The 23,798-nt window shown below is 48.3% G+C and carries 22 protein-coding genes and 1 tRNA gene; 8 read left to right on the top strand and 15 right to left on the bottom strand.

What is annotated here, in order from left to right; translation table 11 throughout:
- Positions 1-13 precede the first annotated feature (13 nt).
- Complete coding sequence (locus tag Q1A54_RS00310) at positions 14-466, top strand: hypothetical protein (RefSeq protein WP_299984158.1); 453 nt, start codon at positions 14-16, stop codon at positions 464-466.
- Between the two features lie 29 nt (positions 467-495).
- Here Q1A54_RS00310 and Q1A54_RS00305 read toward each other — a convergent pair whose 3' ends face one another.
- Entirely contained in the window at positions 496-1,431 is a 936-nt protein-coding gene (locus tag Q1A54_RS00305) for a GNAT family N-acetyltransferase (RefSeq protein ID WP_299984156.1), read from the bottom strand.
- Positions 1,432-1,585: 154 nt separating this feature from the next.
- Positions 1,586-2,761, bottom strand: coding sequence for an ATP-binding protein (locus Q1A54_RS00300; RefSeq protein WP_299984154.1), 1,176 nt, complete (start codon positions 2,759-2,761; stop codon positions 1,586-1,588).
- A gap of 113 nt (positions 2,762-2,874) precedes the next feature.
- On the opposite strand from Q1A54_RS00300, the gene hemA reads away from it, so the two are divergent.
- Together hemA and Q1A54_RS00290 are read left to right on the top strand one after the other, a co-directional pair.
- Entirely contained in the window at positions 2,875-4,149 is a 1,275-nt protein-coding gene (gene hemA, locus Q1A54_RS00295; protein WP_196119311.1) for a glutamyl-tRNA reductase, read from the top strand.
- Positions 4,150-4,428: 279 nt separating this feature from the next.
- The gene (locus Q1A54_RS00290) at positions 4,429-4,755 is read left to right on the top strand and encodes a hypothetical protein (protein ID WP_299984151.1); all 327 of its coding nucleotides are present in this window, start codon (positions 4,429-4,431) and stop codon (positions 4,753-4,755) included.
- 167 nt (positions 4,756-4,922) lie between these two features.
- On the opposite strand, the gene Q1A54_RS00285 is transcribed toward Q1A54_RS00290, so the two are convergent.
- Positions 4,923-5,231, bottom strand: coding sequence for a metalloregulator ArsR/SmtB family transcription factor (locus Q1A54_RS00285; RefSeq protein ID WP_076421268.1), 309 nt, complete (start codon positions 5,229-5,231; stop codon positions 4,923-4,925).
- 438 nt (positions 5,232-5,669) lie between these two features.
- Here Q1A54_RS00285 and Q1A54_RS00280 point away from each other — a divergent pair, with 438 nt between their 5' ends.
- Entirely contained in the window at positions 5,670-6,896 is a 1,227-nt protein-coding gene (locus Q1A54_RS00280; protein WP_299984149.1) for a Glu/Leu/Phe/Val dehydrogenase dimerization domain-containing protein, read from the top strand.
- Positions 6,897-6,906: 10 nt separating this feature from the next.
- Positions 6,907-8,064, top strand: coding sequence for a mechanosensitive ion channel family protein (locus tag Q1A54_RS00275; protein WP_299984147.1), 1,158 nt, complete (start codon positions 6,907-6,909; stop codon positions 8,062-8,064).
- Positions 8,065-8,458: 394 nt separating this feature from the next.
- Here the strand turns inward: Q1A54_RS00275 and Q1A54_RS00270 are convergent, their stop codons facing one another.
- On the bottom strand, positions 8,459-10,957 hold the full coding sequence (locus Q1A54_RS00270) for an AsmA-like C-terminal region-containing protein (protein WP_299984145.1): 2,499 nt from the start codon (positions 10,955-10,957) through the stop codon (positions 8,459-8,461).
- Between the two features lie 203 nt (positions 10,958-11,160).
- Here Q1A54_RS00270 and Q1A54_RS00265 point away from each other — a divergent pair.
- Positions 11,161-11,235: transfer RNA gene (locus Q1A54_RS00265), tRNA-Val, on the top strand.
- Positions 11,236-11,453: 218 nt separating this feature from the next.
- Here Q1A54_RS00265 and coaE read toward each other — a convergent pair.
- The 8 genes from coaE to Q1A54_RS00225 form a co-directional block, all read right to left on the bottom strand.
- Positions 11,454-12,047: a dephospho-CoA kinase gene (gene coaE / locus Q1A54_RS00260; protein ID WP_299984143.1), complete on the bottom strand. Its 594-nt coding sequence runs from the start codon at positions 12,045-12,047 to the stop codon at positions 11,454-11,456.
- A 4-nt stretch (positions 12,048-12,051) separates the two neighbouring features.
- Entirely contained in the window at positions 12,052-13,029 is a 978-nt protein-coding gene (locus tag Q1A54_RS00255) for a hypothetical protein (protein ID WP_196119323.1), read from the bottom strand.
- 12 nt (positions 13,030-13,041) lie between these two features.
- On the bottom strand, positions 13,042-13,344 hold the full coding sequence (yajC, locus tag Q1A54_RS00250) for a preprotein translocase subunit YajC (protein ID WP_007655023.1): 303 nt from the start codon (positions 13,342-13,344) through the stop codon (positions 13,042-13,044).
- A 33-nt stretch (positions 13,345-13,377) separates the two neighbouring features.
- Positions 13,378-13,917, bottom strand: a complete 540-nt coding sequence (locus Q1A54_RS00245) for a DUF1573 domain-containing protein (protein ID WP_299984141.1) — start codon at positions 13,915-13,917, stop codon at positions 13,378-13,380.
- Positions 13,918-13,942: 25 nt separating this feature from the next.
- Complete coding sequence (locus tag Q1A54_RS00240; protein ID WP_299984139.1) at positions 13,943-14,941, bottom strand: isocitrate/isopropylmalate family dehydrogenase; 999 nt, start codon at positions 14,939-14,941, stop codon at positions 13,943-13,945.
- Between the two features lie 2 nt (positions 14,942-14,943).
- A complete protein-coding gene (locus Q1A54_RS00235) occupies positions 14,944-15,246 on the bottom strand; it encodes a YtxH domain-containing protein (protein WP_007655029.1) in 303 nt (100 codons plus the stop codon).
- Between the two features lie 80 nt (positions 15,247-15,326).
- Complete coding sequence (gene nusB / locus Q1A54_RS00230; RefSeq protein ID WP_196119329.1) at positions 15,327-16,499, bottom strand: transcription antitermination factor NusB; 1,173 nt, start codon at positions 16,497-16,499, stop codon at positions 15,327-15,329.
- Between the two features lie 200 nt (positions 16,500-16,699).
- The gene (locus Q1A54_RS00225; protein ID WP_007655033.1) at positions 16,700-17,800 is read right to left on the bottom strand and encodes a Glu/Leu/Phe/Val dehydrogenase; all 1,101 of its coding nucleotides are present in this window, start codon (positions 17,798-17,800) and stop codon (positions 16,700-16,702) included.
- Between the two features lie 150 nt (positions 17,801-17,950).
- Between Q1A54_RS00225 and Q1A54_RS00220 the strand changes: the two genes are divergently transcribed.
- The gene (locus tag Q1A54_RS00220) at positions 17,951-19,735 is read left to right on the top strand and encodes an ABC transporter ATP-binding protein (protein ID WP_299984134.1); all 1,785 of its coding nucleotides are present in this window, start codon (positions 17,951-17,953) and stop codon (positions 19,733-19,735) included.
- Positions 19,736-19,865: 130 nt separating this feature from the next.
- Positions 19,866-20,285, top strand: a complete 420-nt coding sequence (locus Q1A54_RS00215; protein WP_196119335.1) for a hypothetical protein — start codon at positions 19,866-19,868, stop codon at positions 20,283-20,285.
- A 151-nt stretch (positions 20,286-20,436) separates the two neighbouring features.
- Here the strand turns inward: Q1A54_RS00215 and Q1A54_RS00210 are convergent, their stop codons facing one another.
- From Q1A54_RS00210 to Q1A54_RS00200, 3 genes are all read right to left on the bottom strand, one after another.
- Positions 20,437-21,048: a TetR/AcrR family transcriptional regulator gene (locus tag Q1A54_RS00210; RefSeq protein WP_196119337.1), complete on the bottom strand. Its 612-nt coding sequence runs from the start codon at positions 21,046-21,048 to the stop codon at positions 20,437-20,439.
- Between the two features lie 84 nt (positions 21,049-21,132).
- Complete coding sequence (locus tag Q1A54_RS00205) at positions 21,133-21,654, bottom strand: GyrI-like domain-containing protein (RefSeq protein ID WP_299984129.1); 522 nt, start codon at positions 21,652-21,654, stop codon at positions 21,133-21,135.
- Positions 21,651-23,420 (bottom strand): ABC transporter ATP-binding protein, encoded by a 1,770-nt coding sequence (locus Q1A54_RS00200; protein WP_299984127.1) that lies wholly within the window; start codon positions 23,418-23,420, stop codon positions 21,651-21,653. Before Q1A54_RS00200 ends, Q1A54_RS00205 begins: the two co-directional genes overlap by 4 nt.
- Positions 23,421-23,798: the final 378 nt, after the last annotated feature.

The raw sequence follows: 23,798 nt of genomic DNA, 5'->3' as shown, positions 1-23,798 counted from the left end.
AAATAGAGAGCCCATGATTCCAAAGTTGCAACCACGAGCGCATGTAGTGCAGTCTGAGAAACTGACAAGGGAGTTTGATGACATGCAAAGGTTGATAGATGCCTTAAACAGCAAAGAGATACCTGAAGGTATAGCTACCGCCATTACACAACAGCTAGAGCCGCTCAACAGCCAAGGTATTCCAGCGGAACAGTATACGGCAAGACTAAAGGAAACCCGCAGTTCCATCCTCAAGCTCGTGGAAAAGCAATTGAAGCTGGTGCCTCAAAAGCATCATCAAAAGTTATGGATGGCTCTGGGTATGACAGCGCTAGGACTTCCTTTCGGTGTCGTGTTTGCCTTGATGCTGAAAAACTTTGCTTTCCTTGGACTGGGCATGCCAATTGGAATGGGCATAGGTATAGGTGTTGGCACTAAGCTGGATGAGCAGGCCAAGGCTGAAGGTCGACAACTGGATCTGGAGTAGGTTGAAGGTAGTACCTTTCTTACCTGAGATCAGAAGTCCAATCGGTAAAAGTCATGCACCACAGTGCGGGCGCCGTAACTTTCTTTGTAACTCGCCAAACCCTCGTTCAGGTATAGCCCCTGCTGCTCTGTAGAGATGCCGAAACTGAAATACTTTTTGTGCGAGTATACCTTATTTATCAGGTGGTCAATCAGCACGTGAGCAGCACCTTGTTCCTGGGCTCGTTCGCTTGCACCAATGTATTGGCAGTGGGCCACGCCAGCAGTTTCGTATACCAAAGCTCCGGCCAGGAGTTCACTCTCCTGCTTTATGATGTAAAGGCTGATGTTCTCAGGGAAAAATTGCGCTAGTTTCTCTACCTCAGCTGCTGTATGCACAGGTTGCAGCTTGTGCCTGCTTTCAAGCTGTATAGTTACCAACTGCATAAAATCCGCATAGTCTCCTGAGCGCTTCACCTCCCATTCATGGCTTTTGCACTGTGACAGGCGCCAACGCCGGTCTTTGCTATACCTGACAGGCTGCCCTAAGTCAACAACAGAGTTTACATCCCGGCGATATAGAACAGCGCCATACCTAAACAGGGCATACAGATCTTCCTCGGCTGGCAGTTGGTGGTAGATGTGTGGGGTGACTTTATAATAAAGTGACTTGAAATGCTGTTCCCGGCTATACCTGATCAAAGCATCGAACACCTGCAACATCAGTGAGGCCTTCATCTTATGGCCACTTGTCACACCCCCGTAACTTAAGCCGGCATGTGAGTGCAGTTCATTGTTTGTGGTATTAGCCGGCAGCACTGCCACCAGTTTGTCTTTATAATAGAAAAGGAGCGAATGATCCTCGAAGCGGTCAGCATGATATTCCATGTAATCGCGCATAAACAGGAACGTGCCGTTTTTGGACGCCTTTATAAAAGCATCCCACTCCGACTTATACCTAGCGCTATACCTGACGACTGTAACCATTTCTTCACAAAAACTAAAAGCGTATCACGACACACTATTAAGCAGCACGATTCTCCAGCATAAACCAGCCCTCAACCTACCCCCTGACAAATGCTCGCGCCTATAGGCACCTTTTAGTTTTTAACTCCAGACTTTCTACCTCTCAAACTTAACTCTACCTATTCAGCACGATCCTAAAAGTGGTACCTTTTCCGATTTCAGAGGACTTGACATAGAGTCTGCCTGCATGGTAGTTGTCAATGATGCGCTTCGCTAACGCCAGTCCCAGTCCCCACCCCCTCTTTTTAGTGGTAAAACCAGGAAGGAAGACCGAGTCCATTTTACTCTTTGGTATACCTTTGCCTGTATCACTTATGTCGAGTGCAACCTGGCTTTTTCCGAGTAGCGAGAGCTGTAGCTTGATGCTGCCGCGGCCCTCCATTGCATCCACAGCATTTTTGCAGATGTTTTCGATCACCCAATCAAAGAGCGGCACGTTTACCTTAGCCGTAATATCGGGTGCAAAATTAGAGATTACGCTGAATTCGACTTTACTTGAGATGCGGTTCTGCAGGTAGTTGATGGCATTCTCTGTCACCTGCAGGACATTCTCGTCACGTAACAACGGCACCGACCCAATATTAGAGAAACGCTCCGTTATAATCTCCAGACGGCGAATATCTTTCCAAAGCTCGGCTGTGATCGGCTCATTTTCGAACTTAGGGCTGGCTTTCATATATTCGTACCAAGCCATCAGGGACGAAAGTGGTGTACCCAACTGGTGCGCAGTTTCTTTGGCCAGACCTACCCATACCCTGTTCTGCTCAGCCTTACGGGAGTAACTGAAAGCAAAGTAGGCCATCAAGGCAAAACAGGCAATGACCATCAACTGCACATAAGGATAGTAGCGCAGCTGCGATAGCAGGGCCGAGTCTTTGTAGAAAACGTAATTTTCAGAACCCTCTGCCCAGGGCACTATGATCGGAGCGTGCTGTGCCTTCATGCGGGCAATTTCGCGCTGCAGCAGCTCATTTTTGCGGTTTTCTGAAATGTTTTCGGGAAGATCGATGTTCTTAAAATCGAGAATATTTTCGTGCTCGTCAGTAAGAATAACAGGTATGGTATGGTTAGAGGACAGGATCTCTTCTTCAATGAATACGATATTATCGTCGCTGGGAGCATTGATCATATAGCGCAGGCCTTTGGCGTAGAGCTGCACCAATTCTTGCTCTCTTTCAGACAATTTGCTCACTAATACGTTAGTGTACGTAATGGTAACCGCCCCAATAATGAGTGCGACAATGACGACAAGAAACTTTATTCTGTTTTTCTGGGCGTAAATGGGAATCATGCGGTGGCGCGAAAATTATCTGAAATTAGTATAAATTAATTAATAAGGGCAAGGAAGTTTCATTTTAATCATCAATACAGTAATTTTGCACTTTAGTATTCCGAACGTAAGTTATGCTTCAGAACTTTAAAGCAATCAGCCTGTCATATAAGAAAGCACCGCTGGATATCAGGGAGCTGATTGCCTTAGATGAGAACTCATGCAGGCAATTTATTCAGACGCTGAAGAGCTTTATTCAGGCTTCTGACATTCTGGTGCTCTCTACCTGCAACCGCACCGAAGTGTACTATAACTCCGATGTGGACTATAGCACCGAAATCGTAAAGCTGCTCGGTATCACGAAAGGCATCGACAACATCACCCAATACCTCGACTATTTTACCATCCTCAACGAGCACAACGATGCTGTGCAGCATTTATTTGAGGTGAGTATGGGCCTGGAGTCGCAGGTGGTAGGCGATATGCAGATCACCAATCAGGTGAAACAGTCCTACCAATGGGCTGCCGACAACGAGACTGCCGGTCCGTTTCTGCACCGTCTGATGCATACCATCTTCTTCACTAACAAGCGTGTGGTACAGGAGACTGCCTTCCGCGACGGCGCCGCCTCTACTTCTTATGCTGCCATTGAGCTGATCGAGGAGCTGACTGCCGATGTGGTGGCTGAGCCAAAGATACTGGTAGTAGGTGTGGGTGAAATCGGTGCCGATGTGTGTCGTCACCTCAAAGACAAAGGTTACCAGCATGTGACCATTACCAACCGTACGATGGCTAAAGCACAGACGTTAGCTGACGAGTGCGGCATGGCTGTGCTCCCATTCGAAGATATCGTGCAAGGCTTGAAAGAAGCAGATGTGATTATCTCTTCTGTAGCCCGCGAAACGCCTTTCTTCACCAAAGAAATGATCCAGCGCCTGAACGTGCTCACGTTTAAGTTCTTCATAGACTTATCCGTACCTCGTAGTGTAGAAGCCGAGGTGGAAGCCGTACCAGGGGTGTTGGTTTACAACATCGACACTATACAGAACAAAGCATCTGCCGCACTCCAGCAGCGTATCAACTCTGTGCCGCAGGTACGTACTATAATAGAAGAGTCAAAAGAGCAGTTTAACGACTGGTCGAAAGAGATGATGGTATCGCCTACTATCAACAAGCTGAAGAATGCGCTCGAGACGATTCGCCAGGAGGAAATGGCCCGCTATATGAAAAAGCTCGGCCCGAAAGAAGCCAAGCTGGTTGACAGCATTACTAAATCGATGATGCAGAAAGTAATAAAATTGCCGGTGCTGCAACTGAAAGCTGCCTGCAAACGCGGTGAAGCTGAAACACTGATTGACTTGCTCAATGATCTGTTTGATCTGGAGAAGCAACCCGCAGACTCACATTAGCATTGTTAAACATCATTAATAGAAAGCTGACTCGAAAAAGTCAGCTTTTTTTGTGTTTGCACTTGCGTTATATAATTATTTATACATATCTTTGTACATATAAATATTCAAATAAGATATTTACTTAAACCGCAGAAAATACCGATCCAAGCTAAGAGAACAGCAGCAAACAAAATCTAACCTATTACCCTTAGTGCAGTAAAAATGAAAAACATCTCGACCATCCTATCCTTTATTACTGTTGTTCTGCTATTTAGCTCTTGCACAAGCCATTCGTTTATGCTGACTGAGCGTGATATTGCCAACGACGGTATAGCTCCCATACAGAAGTCGGACTATAGAATGGTAGCTGATAAGCCCGCTGACGCTTATGCAGACGCAGATGCCAAATGGATTGCAACCTCAAAGCCACATGTTGTTAGTACCTCCTCCCGTGTCGTGCGTCGGACCGATGCCGTAGCGCTCTCTGCTGCCACTACGCACGAAGGCCACGAGATACTGAAGCGTGAAGTTGAGAAGGCTATGAAAAAAGACAAGCCTGCCCCTACCCCCAAAAAGGTAAAAGTGAAAAAGCAAAAAGAGTCAGGCGACAAAATTCTACTATAAGCCCCAGGCAGCAGCATTTGCTTCACCGCAAAACTTTGTTAACTGTCTGTTTTATTTAGTCAATAGAAAAGCCAAAGGTCCCCGCCAGCTTCTTTAAACGAAGGGAACGGAGACCTTTGGCTTTTCTATTGATGCAATATTCGGTGCCAAAGCACCAGGGCGAATCACTAAATATCAATGCAACACTCTTCCAGGCAATCGATCACGTCGATTAGCTTTGGTATGGCAAGGGAGTAGTAAATCTTGGTGCCTACTTTAAAAGAAGAGAGCACACCTTTATCTTTCAGCGTAATCAAGTGCTGGGAAGCAATAGCCTGTGGCAGGTCCAGATACTTATAAATTTCCGTAACAGTCATTTTATCTTCCTTGCCGAGCAAGTCCACTATCGCCAGTCTTTTCGGGTGCGCCAGTACTTTCAGCATGGCGGCCGCCTTATCTATTTTTTTAGATTCAATTCTAGACAACAAACTTTTCATAATTAATAATTATACCTAACAGTTTCTACATACATTTAAACAATACAATTCATATTAAGATATATACGGCAACAGCGACATTTGGCTGATGTAGCTTCAAAGGATTTTTAAAATTTTCTTCTGAAGGCTCCCATAACACAACACACTCCTTGTCAGACACATCCTGAATGCTGAATTGAGTAGATGTACGTATAAAAATTAAAATTGGATATATAAAATACTTAATGTTAATAGATTACTATATGGCCCTTGCCCGATTGACTCCCTCCGCGAATTGTCCAACCTGACTTCCTTTTACCAAAAATCCAGTGTCGTAACGCGTATTCCCAGTACAGTACAATCCTCTCCTCCAAGGTTCCTTAAGATTTCGCGGGTCTGTACGCTCCGATGTATTTTTGTACCTTTGCGGTCTGTAAACCCTTAACTACAAACAAACCCATGAAAGAGCTTCTCGAAAAATTTGAGAATAAACGCCCTGAGATAGTATTTGAGTGGAAAGATGCTGAAACCGAAGCCGAAGGCTGGGTTGTGATCAACTCGCTGCGGGGTGGTGCGGCCGGTGGTGGCACCCGCATGCGCAAAGGCCTGGACAAGCGCGAGGTAGAGTCATTAGCCAAAACCATGGAAGTGAAGTTCACCGTATCCGGTCCTGCTATCGGCGGAGCCAAGTCTGGCATCAACTTCGATCCGGCCGACCCGCGCAAGCGAGGTGTGCTGGAGCGCTGGTACAAGGCCGTTATTCCGCTTCTGAAGAGCTATTACGGAACAGGTGGCGACCTTAATGTGGACGAGATACACGAGGTGATTCCAATTACAGAGGACTACGGCCTGTGGCACCCGCAGGAAGGGGTAGTAAACGGCCATTTCAATGCAACCGAGCCTCAGAAGATAAACAAGATAGGTCAGCTCCGTCAAGGTGTGATCAAAGTGATTGAGGACCCGGCTTATACTCCGGCTGCTGCCCGCAAGTATACCGTGGCTGATATGATTACAGGGTATGGCGTGGCCGAGGCTGTTTGCCATTACTATACTATCTGGGGTGGTTCGTTTGAGGGTAAGCGTGCCATCATACAGGGCTGGGGCAATGTAGGGGCCGCTGCTGCCTTTTACTTGGCAGGCAAGGGCGTTAAAATTGTTGGCATTATCGATCGGGCCGGTGGTCTGATCAATGAAGAAGGCTTCACTTTTGAAGAAATCAGGGAACTGTTCCTGGGCCGACAGGGCAATGCACTCTATACCGAAAATTTGATCCCGTTTGAGGAGATGAACAACCGCATCTGGTTACTTCCTGCCGAGATCTTTATACCTGCCGCTGCGTCGCGCCTTGTTACGCGCGGACAGCTGGAGCAAATGATCGCCAGCGGCCTGGAAGTAATCTCATGCGGTGCCAACGTACCGTTCCAGGATCCGGAGATTTTCTTTGGCCCTACCGGCGAGTTTGCCGATCGCAACATATCCGTTATACCTGACTTTATCGCAAACTGCGGCATGGCGCGTGTGTTTGCTTACCTGATGGAGAATGAAGTGGAAATCACCGATGACGCTATTTTCCATGACATTTCCAGTGTCATCCGGGAGGCATTAGAGAGAACCCATACCAAGAACCAGGCAAAAACCGAGATCGCCAAAACTTCTTTTGAAATAGCACTGAGCCAACTGCTATAATACAATGAGCATGGATGATATAAGAGCGTATCTTTCCTATGAGTTTTTAGGCAATACAGTAGCGGCTTATCTTTGGTTCGCCACTATCCTGCTAATCGGTTATATCTTTAAAACCCTGCTGTCGAGGCTGATCACCGGTATCATTTTCAGGGTGGTGAAGCGCTTTGCAGACGAGGAGGGCCAGGCTAGTCTGAAGCGGTTTCTGATACAGCCGCTGGAGATGGTGGTGTTTCTGGTCTTTCTTTTTCTGGCTGTTAACGTGCTGAAGTTTCCATCCGGGATGGAATATATCGGCAGCCCTATGCTGCAGATAGCTTTATTTCGCATCTACCAAATCTTCATCATTGCAGCCATTACCTGGGTTATTACACGCTTCATCGATTTCTTTGGGCTTGTGTTTCAGCGCAGAGCCAGCCGCACCACATCCAAGCTCGACGATCAACTTGTACCGTTCTTTAAGGATTTTTCCAAAGTCATCATCTACATATTTGCCTTCTTGGTGGTGCTGGGTTCGGTTTTCGGAGTAAACGTAGCGGCCATTGTTGCCAGTTTGGGTGTAGGTGGCCTGGCCATTGCCTTCGCTGCCAAGGAAAGCCTGGAAAACCTGCTCGCCTCTTTTACGATCTTCCTGGATCATCCATTTGTAGTTGGTGACCTAGTGGAAGTAGGCGGCGTAACAGGTGTGATTGAAAAAATCGGATTTCGAAGCACGCGCATACGCACACTGGAGAAGACCTTCGTGACCGTACCCAACAAGAGCATGATCGACAAACCGCTCAATAACCTGAGCCTGCGCACTTTCCGCAGAGTTCAGTTTGACGTGAACCTTACTTATGACACGACGTCAGCTCAGATCAAGGCCATCACCAGCGAATTGCAGGAGTACATCGACAGCCATCCACAGACAAACCAGGATGGCCGCATCCGCTTTCAGAACCTTGGAGCGAGCTCTAAGGACGTCATGGTGCTCTACTTTGTGGAAACTCTGGATTGGAACGAGTACATCAATATTAAAGAAGAAGTGGCTTACAAGATCGTGGAAGTAGTAGAAAAGCACGGCGCCGACTTTGCTTTCCCTACGCAGACATTGCATGTTTATAAGGAAAATAAGCGGGACACTCCGCAGGCACCCGAAACAGCTCATTTCCCTCCTTCTGATCTGCACTAAGTAGAAATACTTGCACAGCTATAAATAAAAAAGCCGGAGAAACTCCGGCTTTTTTTTCACCCTTATATTTTCAAACTGCAGCATCTCCTTCACCATTATTGGACCTTACCAAGGGAGCTTACAGTAGTTTCACATCTATTCCAAAAAATCAACGCAAATCATTATTGTAATTTTGTTTTATCTAACGACCGAATGCCCGTCAGGTTATACAATCAACAGTATTTTTTTAACAAAGAACCACTTTAACAAGGTAAACGATCATTAACAAAGGATGTAAGTAAAATATAATTTTTACAATACTGCATTTATACCTATTATAACATCCCACCTATACCTATTTGAGTTAACCCAATCCGCACAAATACTGACCAGGTATAACCGCTGTGCTGTAGCCTTAGTCAAAGTCGAAATACTCTCCTTCCTGCAGCTCCACTTTCTTCTCTTGCTTTACTGGCTTTTTGCCACGCAGCAGGTCCTTGAGCTCCTGCCCTTCTTGCTTCAGGTCTGTTTTGATTTTCTCACGCACCCGCTCGTTGTCATAAGCAAGCTTAAAGTCGCTCTCCTTGCCACGCAGGGTCAGGAAAAGTGAACTGTTCCCTGCATCCGGATCATCTGCCACTACCCCATATACACTATCACGGTCAGGGCGGCTCCCTTTGGACAGCGGTAGCTTGATGCGGTAGTCCATGTCCTGGTCAAAGGTATGGGTGCCCGAGATGGACACTGAAGGTATAGCTGACAAGTTGGAACGAATGTCCATCTCAGGAATGAAGATGGTGCGCTGCTGTATCCAGAAATTGTTGCTTAGCTCAGCAAACTTCATATTCGCCAGCTCTGAACGCTTCACGAAGGCGGACATCTTCTGCATCGGAGCAAAATTGATCAGCTGCCCGTCGCGCACTGTAGCGGCTATCTCGGCCTGCATCAGGTCAGTTTTGGCATTGAGATGGCTGTCGAAGTACACATCTGATACAATATTGGCTGTGAGCTTACCCCGCAGGTGCTTATCGGAGACAAAGCTCTGCCCAAAGTTCTCGAAAACATAGAACAGGCTGTCGACACTCATGTTGCTTAGTTTGGTGGCTGTGCTCACCTTGATGTGGTCGCGGTTACGGGCATCCAGGTTGCCGCGCACGGCAAAGTTGCCGCCAATGGCATTGAATGAGATATTGGGACTCGATACGATCTGGTTACGCAGCTTTACCTCTCCTTTGATATGCTCTCCTCTGAAGCGCCTGAACTTCGCCTGACGGATGGTGGCGCTCAGGTCAAAGGCAATATCCGGTGAAATGTTAAATTTATAGGCGCTACTACTGGTTTGTCTGGCATCGGCCGGGGTATTCAGTTCTTCGCTAAGCAACTGGTCGAAGTTGAGGTACTGGCTACTGAAATCCGCTTCCACGAGCAGACGCTGCCTGTCAAGCAGCAACCAGGCCATGACATTGCGAAACATACCATTCAGCACAAAATCTGAGTCGCCTAGCTGCCCTTTGAAGTCCGACACCGCCACATCATTCTTCTTGAAAATGAAATTGCCATTCAGACTCTTCAGTGGCATCGGCATTTCCTTGAGGTTCAGCATTACGTTGTGCAGCGTAATGTCGCCGCTTGTGTTCAGGGTGCTGTTGCCCGGCTTGGCCTTAAACTCTTTTAAATTTCCTGCAAAGGCAATGCGTACATCTGCCAGACCACTTCCACCGCGCACCTCATCCAGCTGCAGCAGGCTCACAACATAGCCTACATCCAGCATACCTTTGGCGCTAAAGGCCAGGTAGGGGTCATCAAAGTTGCGATAAGTCAGGCTTCCTTCAAACGGGCGCTTGTTCAGCACGCCTTTCAAATTCTTCAATTCCAGTAATGAGGTTGCAGCGCTCTTTCCACTGCCGTTTGTAAAGTAGCCGTCCAGGTGCAGGCCATCAACCTTCTGCTTCGTATCGGGGTGAAAGAAAGATGCATTACGGGCGCCAAACTCAAAGGCCACCTCCGGGTTGTGCTTAGCGGATACTTTGCCCCGTACAGTGCCTTTAAAGAACACATCGCCTTCACTGCGGTATTGGTTATACTCACGCGTAATTTGCTGCGGCAACAGTGACAGCAACGACTGTATGTTGGTGTCTTTTCCCTGCAGTTGCAAATCCAACTCTGTAGTACCACCATAGGCGATCTGTCCACCGACTTCATAAGCGGCCCCCTCCACCTGCACAACTGATGGCTGCAGGGCAATGGTCTGTGCCGTGCGGTTTATGGTAAGGGCGGTGTGTAGCGCAACCGACTTCTCTTTAAAGTACTCGCTCTCTCCTATCCGTATAGTCGCTATCGTAGCATTTCCTTTCGTTTCCAGCGCTACCTCATCATTTGTGATGGTCATAGCGGCAACCAATTGCGATGCATCGGCTTCGATGTAGTGGTTTAGCTGCAGGTCAGTGTAGCGCACCGCCACCTGGCTCAGGTTAATCTTTTCCAGATTGAAGGCGAAATTACCGGAGGAATCGCTGGAATCAGTTGCAATGATGTGGTAGTTAGCCTGTCCGTTTTTCAGCACGCGCACATGGATGGAGCCATTCTCCAGGTATAGCTGTTTCACATCATACTTACCACGGATGATATCAAATATGCTGAATGTGAAATACAGCTTCTCGGCTCGAGCCAGCGACGAATCACTGTCGGCTATACCCTCGTGCACGTTTACCTGGTCAAGCGCCACAGCCACCTGCGGAAACTTATCGAAGAGGGAGAGTGAAATCTTACCGACTTCTACCTTTGTTGTAATGTGCTTGTTGGCTTCGGCAACAAAGAGGCCAATTATTTTATCCTGATACGCATATACCAAACCCGCCGAAATGCCTGTAATCGCCACTGCTGCCAGGGCGATATAAAATAGCACTTTTTTCACAACACGATTTCGTCCCAAGAGAAAGTTCAGATTTTAAGCATCTTACAAAAGCTAAAGGTACTGCAGTATTCACACGTGCACAATAGGCCTAAGGGCACGAAAAAAAATTTTAAGATTTTTTTTCCAAATGTTTTGCAGTTCCAAAAAAACGCCCCATATTTGCATCATCAAACGGGGACAACAGGTCAACGAAACGATAAAACGGGGTGTTAGCTCAGCTGGTTCAGAGCACCTGCCTTACAAGCAGGGGGTCACTGGTTCGAATCCAGTACGCCCCACAAAAGGACAACTTAAAAGTTGTCCTTTTTTTATGTCTATACTTTTCTGTTTTGCCTGATTTTCAGGGCTGTACCTACTGGTCACCAATTCACCCTCTATACCTTAACGCCTATCCCTGTGTATTGGTATGCCAAGCACCTGGCTCGAAGTCGTTAAAATAAAAAAGGCCATACCTGTTACCGGCTGGCCTACATCTCTGTTTCGCTTCAACTGTTGCTTATACCTTATCCAAAAACTGCTGGTGCAGGCTAAGCACCTGCGGGATGATCAACTGCTGATCATCGTTGTAGACAATGTGCTGTGCCCGGGCAATTTTCTCTTCTTCGCTTAGCTGTTTACTGATGATTGCCTTTATATCAGCTTCTGTCCGGTGCGCGTCTCGTTTGAGCAGGCGCTTGAGACGCACCTCCAACGGGGAAGTCACAACAATAATTTCATCCATCTGCCGCCAAGACCCTGACTCGAACATCAGCGCGGCTTCCTTGATCAGATAGGGGGCTTTAGCATTCGACGCTGCCCAACGCTCAAAGTCGGTGCCTACATGTGGATGCACCATGGCATTCAGCTTCTCCAGTCGCTCTTGGTTATTGAAAACCACCGACGCCAGATAAGCGCGATTTAATTGTCCCTCTGAGGTATAGGTTTCCTGCCCAAAGGCCTCCTGTAACTCTTGCTTTAGCGCTGGGTCATGTTGCATTACCCACTTGGCGCGGGTGTCAGCGTCATACACAGGTATACCCAATACCTGAAACAGGCGGCACACTATTGTTTTGCCAACTCCTATACCTCCAGTTACACCTATCCTGAGCATAAGATTATTTCTGTAAGACAGCTTTGATACGCTCAGGCCAGAGCGTGATGTTGCGGGCTCCGGCGGGCTTCTGTACTAGCTCAGGCACCACCGTTGAGTCCTGGCGGTTATACCTTGAAAAGTCTACAATGGCTTTAAATGCGTCTGAATTGATGACAGCTCCCGAATCTTCGAGGGCGAGGTAACGAATCAATACCACCTGCGGTCGCAAGGTCACATCTGTATTTAAAGGCACATTCACCATCTCCGGCGTTACCTGGAGTTCCCGCTGCTGCAGGGGTCTAATCCTGACCGACACTGTGGCTTCTGTTATATCTGACTTTACCAGCGACTTATTATCATATTCGATGGGTACCACGATCTTGGCGGACTCAGTCATATTGGTAATCGGCAGTCGCAACACGAAAGGGCTCGGTAAACTGTCGACCATGGAAGACGGTCCTCGGAAGGTAACGGTGTCTGGATCAATGCGAACAGGGCGCAGCATCGCGTGGCGTTCGCCTGTTACTTTCTGAGTAGGGTCGAGCTGCAATGCGATACGACGCGTCACCTTCTCGTTGAAGTTGAAGAAAAGGGTGTCCGTCACTACAAAGTTAAGCTGCAGACCATCCATGGCATTCACCAGAGCGGGACGCAAGGCAGAGCCAAGCAGATAATTGTTGCGGGGCAGATTACGGATGTAGATCTCGGCAGGCTGTACCTCTACCCGAAGTGCTTTGCGAAGGAGTTTCCATCCCCGTCCGGTAACGTTAACCGCTACTTCTTCAGGCAGGGGGTTGATCGGCACCAGGCGCTGATCATTGAATACAAAACGCACCGGATAGGTGGTTTGGGTAGAGTAGCTTTTGTTGAGGGCATTGAGCAGCCAGAAAGTAGAGGCCGCCACAAAACAGAGCACTACAATTCGCCAGTAGTGCTCTGTTTGGGGCTTAAATGGCCTTACAAACCATAAAATGATATTTCGGGCTTTCTCAAACGACAAGGTTTCTTATCCTTATTTCACTTTTGCAGTGGCTTCCAGTGAGATAGCAGATTTTTCAAAAACAAGGCGTACGCCTTTATCTACTTCTATCTCTACGGTGTCATCGTTTACTGCTGTTAAACGACCATGCAGTCCGCCTATTGTCACGACCTGCATGCCTTTCGTCAGCTCTTCACGAAATTTTTTCTGATCCTTTGCTTTTTTCTGCTGCGGACGGATCATGAAAAAATAGAAAACAAGGATAATAGCGCCGAACATCAGGAGTTGTGGCAGCATGCCACCATCTGGTGCGGCTTGGAGGAATATCGTTTGCATAAAAAGGTTGTACGCTCTGTTTAAGAGTGATTATTAGTTGAGTCTTACAGGGCCGTCAGCGCCTGCAGTCGGAATGTTTGATGTAGCCACATTGCCTTTCATCGCAATGCGAACAATGTTAGGCTCTGTGTTGGCACGGATCGTAACGGTAGGTGCCTGCTGGCCAGCCTTGTTGTTACTGTCAAAGCGCACTTTCACTTCGCCTTTTTCGCCTGGAGCTACCGGAGCCTTGGTCCAGTCAGGAGCTGTACAACCGCAGGATGCAGAAGCGCTCTCGATCACCAATGGCGTTTTGCCTGTGTTAGTGAATGTAAAGGTATGCTCTACCACCTCGCCCTGCTTGATCGTACCGAAGTCGTACTCAGACTCCTCAAACGTCATCACAGCTGCATTTTCAGTGCTTGTCGTTTGGCTGGTCGGCACTACATTTGGGTTATCGATCTGCTGTGGCTGTTCGGCTGTAGCAGTTGTCTCAGCGGCTGTTGCCTCTGCTTCCGTTGTGTTGTTCTGATCGCAGCTGGTCACTGTCATGGCAGCGCCAAGTGCTAGGGCTAATAAGAAATTCTTTTTCATATCAGTTAAACAGCTTTTGAGTTGATTATAGTTTCGAAATGATGTGCTGTGCAAATTCTATGGTGCTGGCATTGCCACCCAGGTCGCCTGTGCACTGCTCGCGGTTAGCAAGCGTAGCGTCAAGGGCCGTCTCGATGCGGTTTGCCTCGTCCTTCAGGTCGATGTGATGCAGCATCATGATGGCAGAACGCAACAGGGCAGTTGGGTTAGCCTTGCCTTGACCTGCAATATCTGGAGCAGAGCCGTGCACCGCTTCAAAGATAGCCATGTCATTGCCGATGTTAGCACCGGACACTACGCCCAGACCGCCTACCAGACCCGCGCACAGGTCAGACAGGATGTCACCGAACAGGTTAGTAGTCACGATCACGTCGAACTGCTCTGGCTTGATCACCAGCTGCATACACATGTTGTCGATGATCTTGTCGTCGTACTGGATGTGCGGATATTCTTTTGAGATCTCGCTTGCCTCGCTCAGAAACAGGGCTCCTGCGCTCTTCAGGATGTTGGCCTTGTGCACTGCTGTTACTTTCTTGCAGTTGTGCTTGTTGGCGTATTCAAAGGCAGCACGGATGATCTTGCGGCAACCCACACGTGTCAGACGGGCCACGGAGTCAGAGATCTGCAGGCGCTCGTCGAACATCTCCAGGCCAGAGTACAGACCTTCGGTATTCTCACGGAATAGCACCAGGTTTACATTCTCGAAGCGGGTGTTTACACCGGGTGTAGTCTTGGCAGGTCGTACGTTTGAGTACAGGTCAAACATCTGGCGCAACTGCACATTGATGCTTTTGAAACCTTTACCAACCGGCGTTGTGATAGGGCCTTTCAGGGCCACTTTATTCTTCTTAAGCGAAGCTATCAGCGTAGAAGGAATCAGTTCACCGATCGAGTCGAAGGTGGTCTGTCCTGCATTTTCCTCTTCCCAGGTTACAGGCACGTTTGCAGCGCTAAAAACGGCTTTAACGGCTTCTGTGATCTCTGGTCCAATCCCGTCGCCGGGAATCAGTGTAATCTCTCTCATGTTTATATTTCTTTCCTGCTGTTAATCTCGTTGATAAGTGAATCGACATCGCCCAGTAGCTTCTCGGCTTTGTCTTTGGCATCCTGTATCACGCGCTGTCCTTCTGACTTGGCAGTAGTAGGCACCAGATTACGATCCTCTACCAATTCTTCCAGCAGGTCTGAAAGGGTATCGCGATACTTTTCAAGGCGGTAACTCAGCCAGCTGCGTGTCTCTCTCCCTTTTTCAGGGGCAAACAGGATACCAGCTGCAGCTCCCACAGCGGCTCCAGAAACGAAAAACAGTATATTGCTCGTTTTGCTCATAGGATTATCTCTATACTTATATATTAGGTATGTCGTTTTCCCCTATTACGGTATATCGGGGCTTAAAGACGCACTATACCTTATTTGTTATCGATCAAACCGCGGCCTGACTTACGAATGTCTCCTTTCGAGGTCAGTTCCTGCGCCATCTTGTCCAGTACACCGTTCACAAACTGCTTGCTCTTAGGTGTGCTGTACAGCTTCGAAATCTCAATGTATTCGTTGATGGTCACTTTAACGGGTATGCTTCGGAAGATGTGCATTTCGCAAAGCGCCATTTTCAGGATGATCTTGTCAAGCAGGGCCACACGCTCCACATCCCAGTTCTTCACGCTTTCGGCTATCATGGCCTCGTACTTTTCGTCATCCTGCAGTGTCTGGTGGTAGAGCTCCTCAAAGAAGGCTTTGTCGTCTTCCCAGTTAGCCGAGAGGTCCAGTAGCACGGGCTCCTCTTCGGTCTCTTCGCCAAACATCTTGACAGTCTTGTTGACCAGGCTTTTCACGATGGATTTATTCTCCACCCAGTTCAAATCCTGCTCCTCAAACAAAGATTGTAAGTTTTTTTCTTTAAAAATAATGTTTTTGAAAATATGTTTCACCACCTCCAGGTCCTCTTCAAGGGTAGGTTCAGGTAGTGCGAGGTAGTTCAGAAAGACCTCATCCTGCTTGAGGATGTTCTTATAAACCGCACGAATTTCGCTGATGTCAGAACCCCAGCTGATGTTGCGGCGGATGATGTTTTCCTGATAAGACTTGTTACTGAGGATGCGCTGTGCCACGCGGTTGTTCAGGAAACGCTTTACGTCCGGGCCTTTAGCCTCCGTGAAACGCTTTTCTTTCTTTTCCTCTTCGTCTTCTACCAACTCGTTCAGCAGTTGCAGTATTTGCAAGGTGCCCAGGTAGTGGTCGTAGATACGCTCCACAGCGCCCATCATCTGGTTGCTGTAATGCTTGTAGTCCTTCTTGAGGGTATTCTGGTAGTAGACGATCGCTCTGTTTACCGCGTCAATGATCTCCTTGTCGGTCTCTTCTGTTTCGAACTGGCCGGTTTCGTGCCACTCTTTGAAGAGCAGCTGTGCAATTTGTTTACGGCCTTCAAGCAGCTTACGGTCCTGCACTTCCATGGAGTTCAGGTCTGGAGCGAAATCGTCTGCTATCTGGTCAAGTGCCAGCTGGTAATCCGAACCTTCGGCCTGTTTGTAGGCATAGATGGCTTGCATAGCCTTGATTCGAAGTGTTCTGCGGTTGAGCATAATGGTATTTTAAAGAACGTGTTGGTTGAAATGTATTAGTACTCTTAATTAATGCAGGAGCATCAGGTATAGCAGCTTATTGCTATGGTAATTTTATACGAAAAGGTAAGCCAATTCGCTAAAAACAGAACAAGTGTAAAACAAAAGTGCCACAGGTTAATGCAGCACTTCTGTTTTATCATCTTTTCAATAGAAGGACCTTAGAAAGTAGATCTTACTTTGCTGATGCTGTTGATACGCTTCTCAGCCATTTTAGTGGCGGCCAGTTGCGTATAGATGCCTTCTTTCTCGGCCAGCTCGAAGATATCCAGGGTATAGCCGTAGATACGCTCAGTCTGGGCATAGGCGCTCTCGCGGTTGTAGCCCTGCAGCTCAGAATACACGTTGATCAAACCACCTGCGTTGATTAGGAAGTCTGGCGCGTATACGATGCCTTTCTCTACCAGCGCAGGACCGTGCACGGCCTCGTCGCGCAGCTGGTTGTTTGCGCAACCCGCAATTACCTGGCACTTCAGGCGACCCAGTGTGTTGTCGTTGATAGTACCACCCAGCGCACATGGCGAGTAGATATCCACGTCCAGGTCATAGATCTCGTCCATACCTACGATCTGGGCGTTGAACTTAGACGATACTTCGCGCAGACGGTCTTCGTAGATGTCTGTGATGAAGATCTGAGCCTTTTCTTTGGCAAGTAGCTCCACCAGGTAGCCACCTACGTGACCAACACCCTGTACAGAGATCTTTTTGCCGCTCAGTGAGTCAGAGCCGTAAGCCTTCTTGGCAGCGGCTTTCATACCCATGTAAGTACCGTAAGCCGTAACTGGAGACGGGTCACCGCCACCGCCCATCGACTCAGGCAGACCAGACACGTGCTCCGTTTCCATACGGATGTACTCCATGTCCTTAGTGGTCATTCCCACGTCCTCAGCAGTGATATAAGCACCGTTCAGGTTCTTAACAAAACGGCCGAAACGACGAAGCAGGGCCTCGTTCTTGTCTTTTTTGGCGTCGCCGATGATCACGGCTTTACCACCACCCAGGTTCAGGCCAGAGATAGCGGCTTTGTAAGTCATACCTCTCGAAAGACGCAACACATCATCAAGCGCTTCAGCTTCAGAAGCATATGACCACATACGGGTACCACCCAGGGCAGGGCCAAGTACTGTGTTGTGGATACCAATGATAGCTTTCAGACCAGTTTCTTTGTCGTGGCAGAAAACTACTTTCTCATGGTTATACTCTGATATCTGACCGAAGACCGACTTGTCTTTCTTCAGTTCAACTTCTTTTAGTTCGACCATTTATGAATTTGATTAAGGGTTATTCTATCTTTGTAGAAGCGAGGCAACAGATACCCCGTTTTTCGTGCTGCAAAATTAATTCTTTTTTTGATTAATTCAATTTGAACCTACTAAGTCTACGTAAAAGCCTCTGAGCTTCATATTCTTGCTGTGAAATCACTCCGTTATCTCAATAAATATCTCCTCAAGTATAAATACCGTCTCCTGTGGGGCCTGGTATTCATCATCATATCCAACTTTTTCCAGATTCTGCCTGCCCAGGTGGTGCGTCATGCCTTCAACCTGATCAAGGAGGGGATCAACCTGCACAACCTTTTTGAGGGAATGGCGCAGCAGGAAACAGTGTATGACACCTTCGCCAGTAGCATACTGGTGTATGGGGTGATCATTCTGGTGATGGCTTTGCTAAGGGGGCTTTTCCTGTTTTTTGTGCGGCAGACGATCATTGTGATGAGTCGCCTGATCGAGAACGACCTCAAAAACGAAATTTACGAGCACTACCAAAGCCTCCCGCTGAGCTTCTACCGCAAAAACAACACAGGGGACCTGATGTCGCGCATCTCCGAGGATGTGAGTCGCGTGCGCATGTACCTTGGGCCGGCGATTATGTACGGCATCAACCTCGTGATTCTTTTCCTGATGGTGATTCCCTACATGCTGTCGGTGAACGTGAAGCTCACGCTCTATACCTTGATTCCACTTCCTGTTCTGGCTATCAGCATTTACTACGTCAACAATATTATTGAGCGCAAGTCCGACGAGATACAGCGCAGCCTCTCAGGTATAACCACTTTTGTGCAGGAGGCTTTTTCAGGTATAAGAGTGCTTAAGTCCTTTGTGCGGGAAGACGACTCGCATAATAACTTCACCAAAGCCAGCAACAACTACAAAGACAAGTCGCTGGAACTGAACTTCGTAAACTCACTTTTCTTTCCACTTGTGCTGTTTCTGGTAGGCCTGAGCACCATCATCACCGTATACATTGGCGGACAGGAAGTAATGAACGGCAGCATCACGACAGGAAACATCGCTGAGTTTATCATCTATGTGAACATGCTCACCTGGCCTGTTACCTCGCTGGGCTGGACGGCCAGCCTTGTGCAGCGAGCCGCCGCCTCACAGGCCCGCATCAACGAATTCCTGAATACGAAGAATGATATTGTGTCGCGTGAGAACATCCGGAAGCCGATCGAGGGCGACATCGTATTTGAGAATGTGGACTTTGTATACCCTGACACAGGTATACATGCCCTAAAAAACGTATCGTTTGACATCAAGCATGGCGAAACCCTCGCCGTGATCGGCAACACCGGCTCAGGCAAAAGTACCATCGCCAACCTGCTCCCGCGTATGTATGACATAACGGGCGGCCGAATTCTGATCGATGGCATTGATGTGCGCGATTATAACCTGGAGAGCCTGCGCAGCCAGATTGGCTACGTGCCGCAGGACGTATTCCTCTTCTCCGACTCCATCCGCAACAACATCGGTTTCGGTTTGCCAAGCATCACAGAGGAGCAAATGGTGCAGTCGGCCAAAGACGCTGATGTGTACGAAAACATCATGCGCTTCCCGGAGCAGTTCGACACCAAGCTGGGCGAGCGGGGCATTACCCTTTCAGGCGGTCAGAAGCAGCGTGTCTCTATAGCACGGGCACTGGTGCGGGAGCCAAGCATCCTGATCCTCGACGACTCGCTTTCGGCTGTGGATACCAAGACAGAAAACGCCATCCTCAACAGCCTGCGTCGTATCATGGCTAACCGTACCTCGATTATCATTTCACACCGGGTATCGTCAGTGAAGCTGGCCGATAAGATTCTGGTGCTTGATGATGGGGAGATTGTGCAGCATGGCACACACGATGAGCTGATACAACAGCAGGGGCTCTACAAAGTGCTCTACGAGCGGCAGTTGCAGGCTGAAGACTCTCATTAGCCACCAGCACTTTCGCATTGAAAATCAAAAACTTAGCCGAACTGAAATTAATAGCCCGGGAATTTTTTGATACAGAAACTGTTATAGGTACGTATAGCAATTTTATATGACCTTCTAACACTCTCTATCTATGGCTATTGACTTACAGCAAATTGGCAAAAGGTTCCGTTTCTATACGAACATCAAAGAATTGGAAATGCCCCAACTCTTAGAGATGACGGGCAGCGACGAAACAGTGCTTGCCAATATCATATCTGGCAAGAATTATCTTTTAGACGAGTTGGTGGGCATCGTAAAGCACTTCCATGACCTAAATTCGCAGTGGCTCATCTACGGTGAGGGCAGTATGTTCAAACCTATGGATGAGAATGGCACCTGCAAAGACAATCACAAGGGGTGTCTCAAAAAGGACAAAGCCGCCTACCTGAAACAAATGCAAAACATGCTCATCGAACTCGATGCAGCTGAAGTAGCCAAAGGTCATCACGCCGATGTGGACGCACTGAAGGCCAAGTTGGAAGAATATAAATCCAATCACCCGCAGGAGTAGCCCCCGCATTTAGGGGAAACCGGCTACCCAAACCCAGCATTCCTTTCCACGGAACCTTCAAGCTCTGACAGGGCTGCTATAACAATGCCCCAACCTAAGATGCTTGCTTAAGTTGGGGCATTGTTACTTTAATGCTTGTATCTCCTGACTCTTACACCTTCACCCGTATACCTTCCATAATCAGATTGACGGTGTACAGTACTTCTCGCTCTATCTTCTCAAAATCAATGGAGGGGAGGTTATGAAACTGAGCCCGTTGGAATTCTTCAAATTGAATCAGGTCTTTGACCACCATGATAGAATAAGCGACCCGATCGGCTTCGCAGTCTATGAAAGTGCCGTTGGCTATACCTTCTTTGATGACCGTGGCGTAAAAGTTTGACTCCTTGGCCCGCGATTCCCTGAATAGCTCCTGGAACATGGTGCGGGTCTCGATGAGCACCTTGATGGAGATGGTGTGTTGTGTTACGATCTCCTGATAATAGCGCAGCGAAGAACGGATGTAGCGCAACAGGCGTTCACGGGGATCTTTCTCCTGCTCTGCTATTTTCTTGATGCGATACAGGCTATCCTTCCACTCCTGCGAAAAAGCTTCGATAAAGAGGACCTCTTTGCTCTTGTAATAGTAGTAGAGTGTCGGTTTCTTGAGCCCGATGGCATGGGCGATATCGTCCAATGTGGCTTTGCTGTAGCCCAGCTTGCCGAACACCGACTTGGCTGCCTCTAGTATCAGCTCTTTCTTTGCCTCTGCCTTTTTGCCCAATTTGTTTTGTTGCTATCGTTCCACGGGGAAAGGTATAGCCGCTCCCCTATCACCAAAGATATAGAGATAATCTATACTTGCAAGCTACTCCTTTACAGGCACCTCCACTATACCTTGGTGGTCCTCCGGAAACCACTCTACATAGAAGGTCTCCAGCTCCAGACTCTTTTCCTCGGCGTAGTTAAAAATGGCTTCGTAGAGTTTGTTAGGTGAAAGCATATAATGGGCGTTTACTTCGCCGCGCAAGGCACGGCGGCCACCCGGTACTACCCGCAGTTCGTAATCAGCTGGCAACTGTACCGAGCTGTCAGGTATAACCACTCCAATAAATGCATCCACACTATCAGCTCGGCCTTCCGGATTGTTGTAGTAGATGTTACCCAGCATACCTTCCAGCTCTTTCTTATCAAGCACCTCGGCAGCTCTCCTGAAAGCGTCATTGATTGCATTGTCGTTTACAGAGCCTTTGAAAGAGCGGCCTGCCATGTAGAGCTGCTCCGAGCTAACTTCTGACACCTGTGCTGAGCTGAAACCTCCCAGATAGGCGTAGAAAGCCCCCACAATGATGGCTAGCACCGCCATTACTAACAAGAATTTCTTGTTCATAGATCGATCATGTTTTTATACTGCATGTGGTAGAGTTGGGCATAGTAACCCTCGTGGCGCAGCAGTTCCTCGTGGTTGCCCATTTCTTTTATCTCGCCCCGGTCCATCACGATGATCTTGTCCGCCTTTTGAATGGTAGACAGACGGTGAGCGATGACGATGGACGTACGGCCATGCATCAACTGGTCGATGGCGTACTGGATCAGTTCTTCAGTTTCGGAGTCGACGCTGGAAGTGGCCTCGTCCAGAATGATAATTTCCGGATTATAGACCATGGCCCGCACAAAGGAAATGAGCTGGCGCTGGCCTACTGATAATGTGGCTCCGCGTTCCATCACCTGGTAGTGCAGCCCGCCTGGCAAACGCTCAATGAACTTACGGGCGCCCACCAGGTCGGCGGCGTGCCACATCTGCTCTTCGGTGATAGCTTTGTTACCCAGGCTGATATTGTCGGCGATGGTGCCTGAGAACAGGAACACATCCTGCAGTACCACGCCTATGTGATGACGTAAGACATCCAGGTTATATTCTTTAATATCGTGCCCATCAATCAGAATCTGGCCGCTGTTGATCTCGTAAAAACGGTTGAGCAAGTTGATAACCGAGGTCTTGCCCGCACCCGTTGCACCCACAAAAGCCACTGACTCGCCGGCCTTCACATCCAATGAGATATTGCGCAGCACCCAGTCCTCGTCTTTGTAGGCAAACCAAACGTCCTTGAAATTCACATTACCCTTGATCTTCTCCGGTGCATAGCTACCGTTGTCCGGAATCATCTCTTTGCTATCGAGCAAGCGCATGAGACGCTCGGTACTCACTACACCCAGCTGCAGGGTATTGAAGCGGTCGGCAATCATGCGGATGGGGCGGAAGAACATTTGAATGTAGAGGATGAAGGCCATCAGCGTACCCAGTGATACGTCATTGTCGATCACGCCGTGTGCACCATACCACACCAGCAAACCAAGACCCGCCGCACCGATAATCTCCGCTACCGGGAAGTAGACCGAGTAGTAAAGCACGGAGCGTACGTTGGCGCGGGTGTGCTCCTTGTTGATCTCCTTGAACTTCTCCATCTCGCGCTTCTCGTTGTTGAAGATCTGCACGATGCTCATACCTGTGATATGCTCTTGCACAAACGAGTTGAGCCGCGCCACGGCAGTACGAACGTCCTGGAACGTATCTTTAATCTTCTCCTTGAAGATGTAAGTACTGATAAGCATAATCGGGAAAGTGGACAAGCTGACAAGCGCCAACTCCCAGTCGATGTAAAACATGAAGCCAAGAATGAACACCAGCTGCAGGATATCCCCAATCATAGCGGCCAATCCCTCGCTGAACACATCCGATAGCGTTTCCACGTCCGACACGTTGCGGGTCACGAGCGTACCGATCGGCGTGCGGTCGAAAAACTTAAGGCGCAGGTTGAGGATGTGGCGGTAGAGCTGCACCCGGATATCGCGCACGACGTGCTGCCCCAGCCAACCCGCGAAATAGGTATGGAGGTACTGCACAATAGCGTGTCCCACAAGAAGCACCGCGAGTATCACGAACATCTTGTTCAGGCCCTCCCAGTCGTTCTGCAGAATCTCATTATCGACAGTATACTGAATCAGGAACGGCCGCAAGGCGGCCAGTATAGCCGAGGCGAACGTGAGGAACACGATGAAATAGAACGTCTTCAGGTAGGGCTTCACAAACGTGAAAAGCCGCCGTATGACGTCCGCATCGAATACCTTGCCTGTATCTTTTGGTTTATCTTCCAAGTTTGTTTTTTCAGGTTTAGTTTGTCTGAATCAGGATTTTCAGGATTAGAGAGGGCCCCTACCCCCACGGATTTACAGGATTGTTACCTCCCTCTAAGACCATCCTTTTGTCTGAATCAGGATTACGGGGATTATAAATGATCCACAGGATTTCTATGCACGATTTATACACCCTGCCCCTCTTAAGAGAGGTTTTTGTTGCTACCAGTTCACAAGTATGGCTTCATCTTTTTTAATTTGCTATACCTTATTGAACCACCCCTTCCCCTCCCGAGAGGGGGTTATTGCCGCTACCAATTCACAGGTAGAAGTTTTGTAATTTCTGTAACATACCCTTGGCACGCATTCCCAAGTAACTTGCACGCTCACAATGCAATA

The sequence above is a fragment of the uncultured Pontibacter sp. genome (assembly GCF_947502515.1).
Classification (GTDB): Bacteria; Bacteroidota; Bacteroidia; order Cytophagales; family Hymenobacteraceae; genus Pontibacter.
The sequence above is the reverse complement of the archived record's forward strand: the minus strand, read 5'-3'. Positions and strand labels throughout refer to the sequence as shown.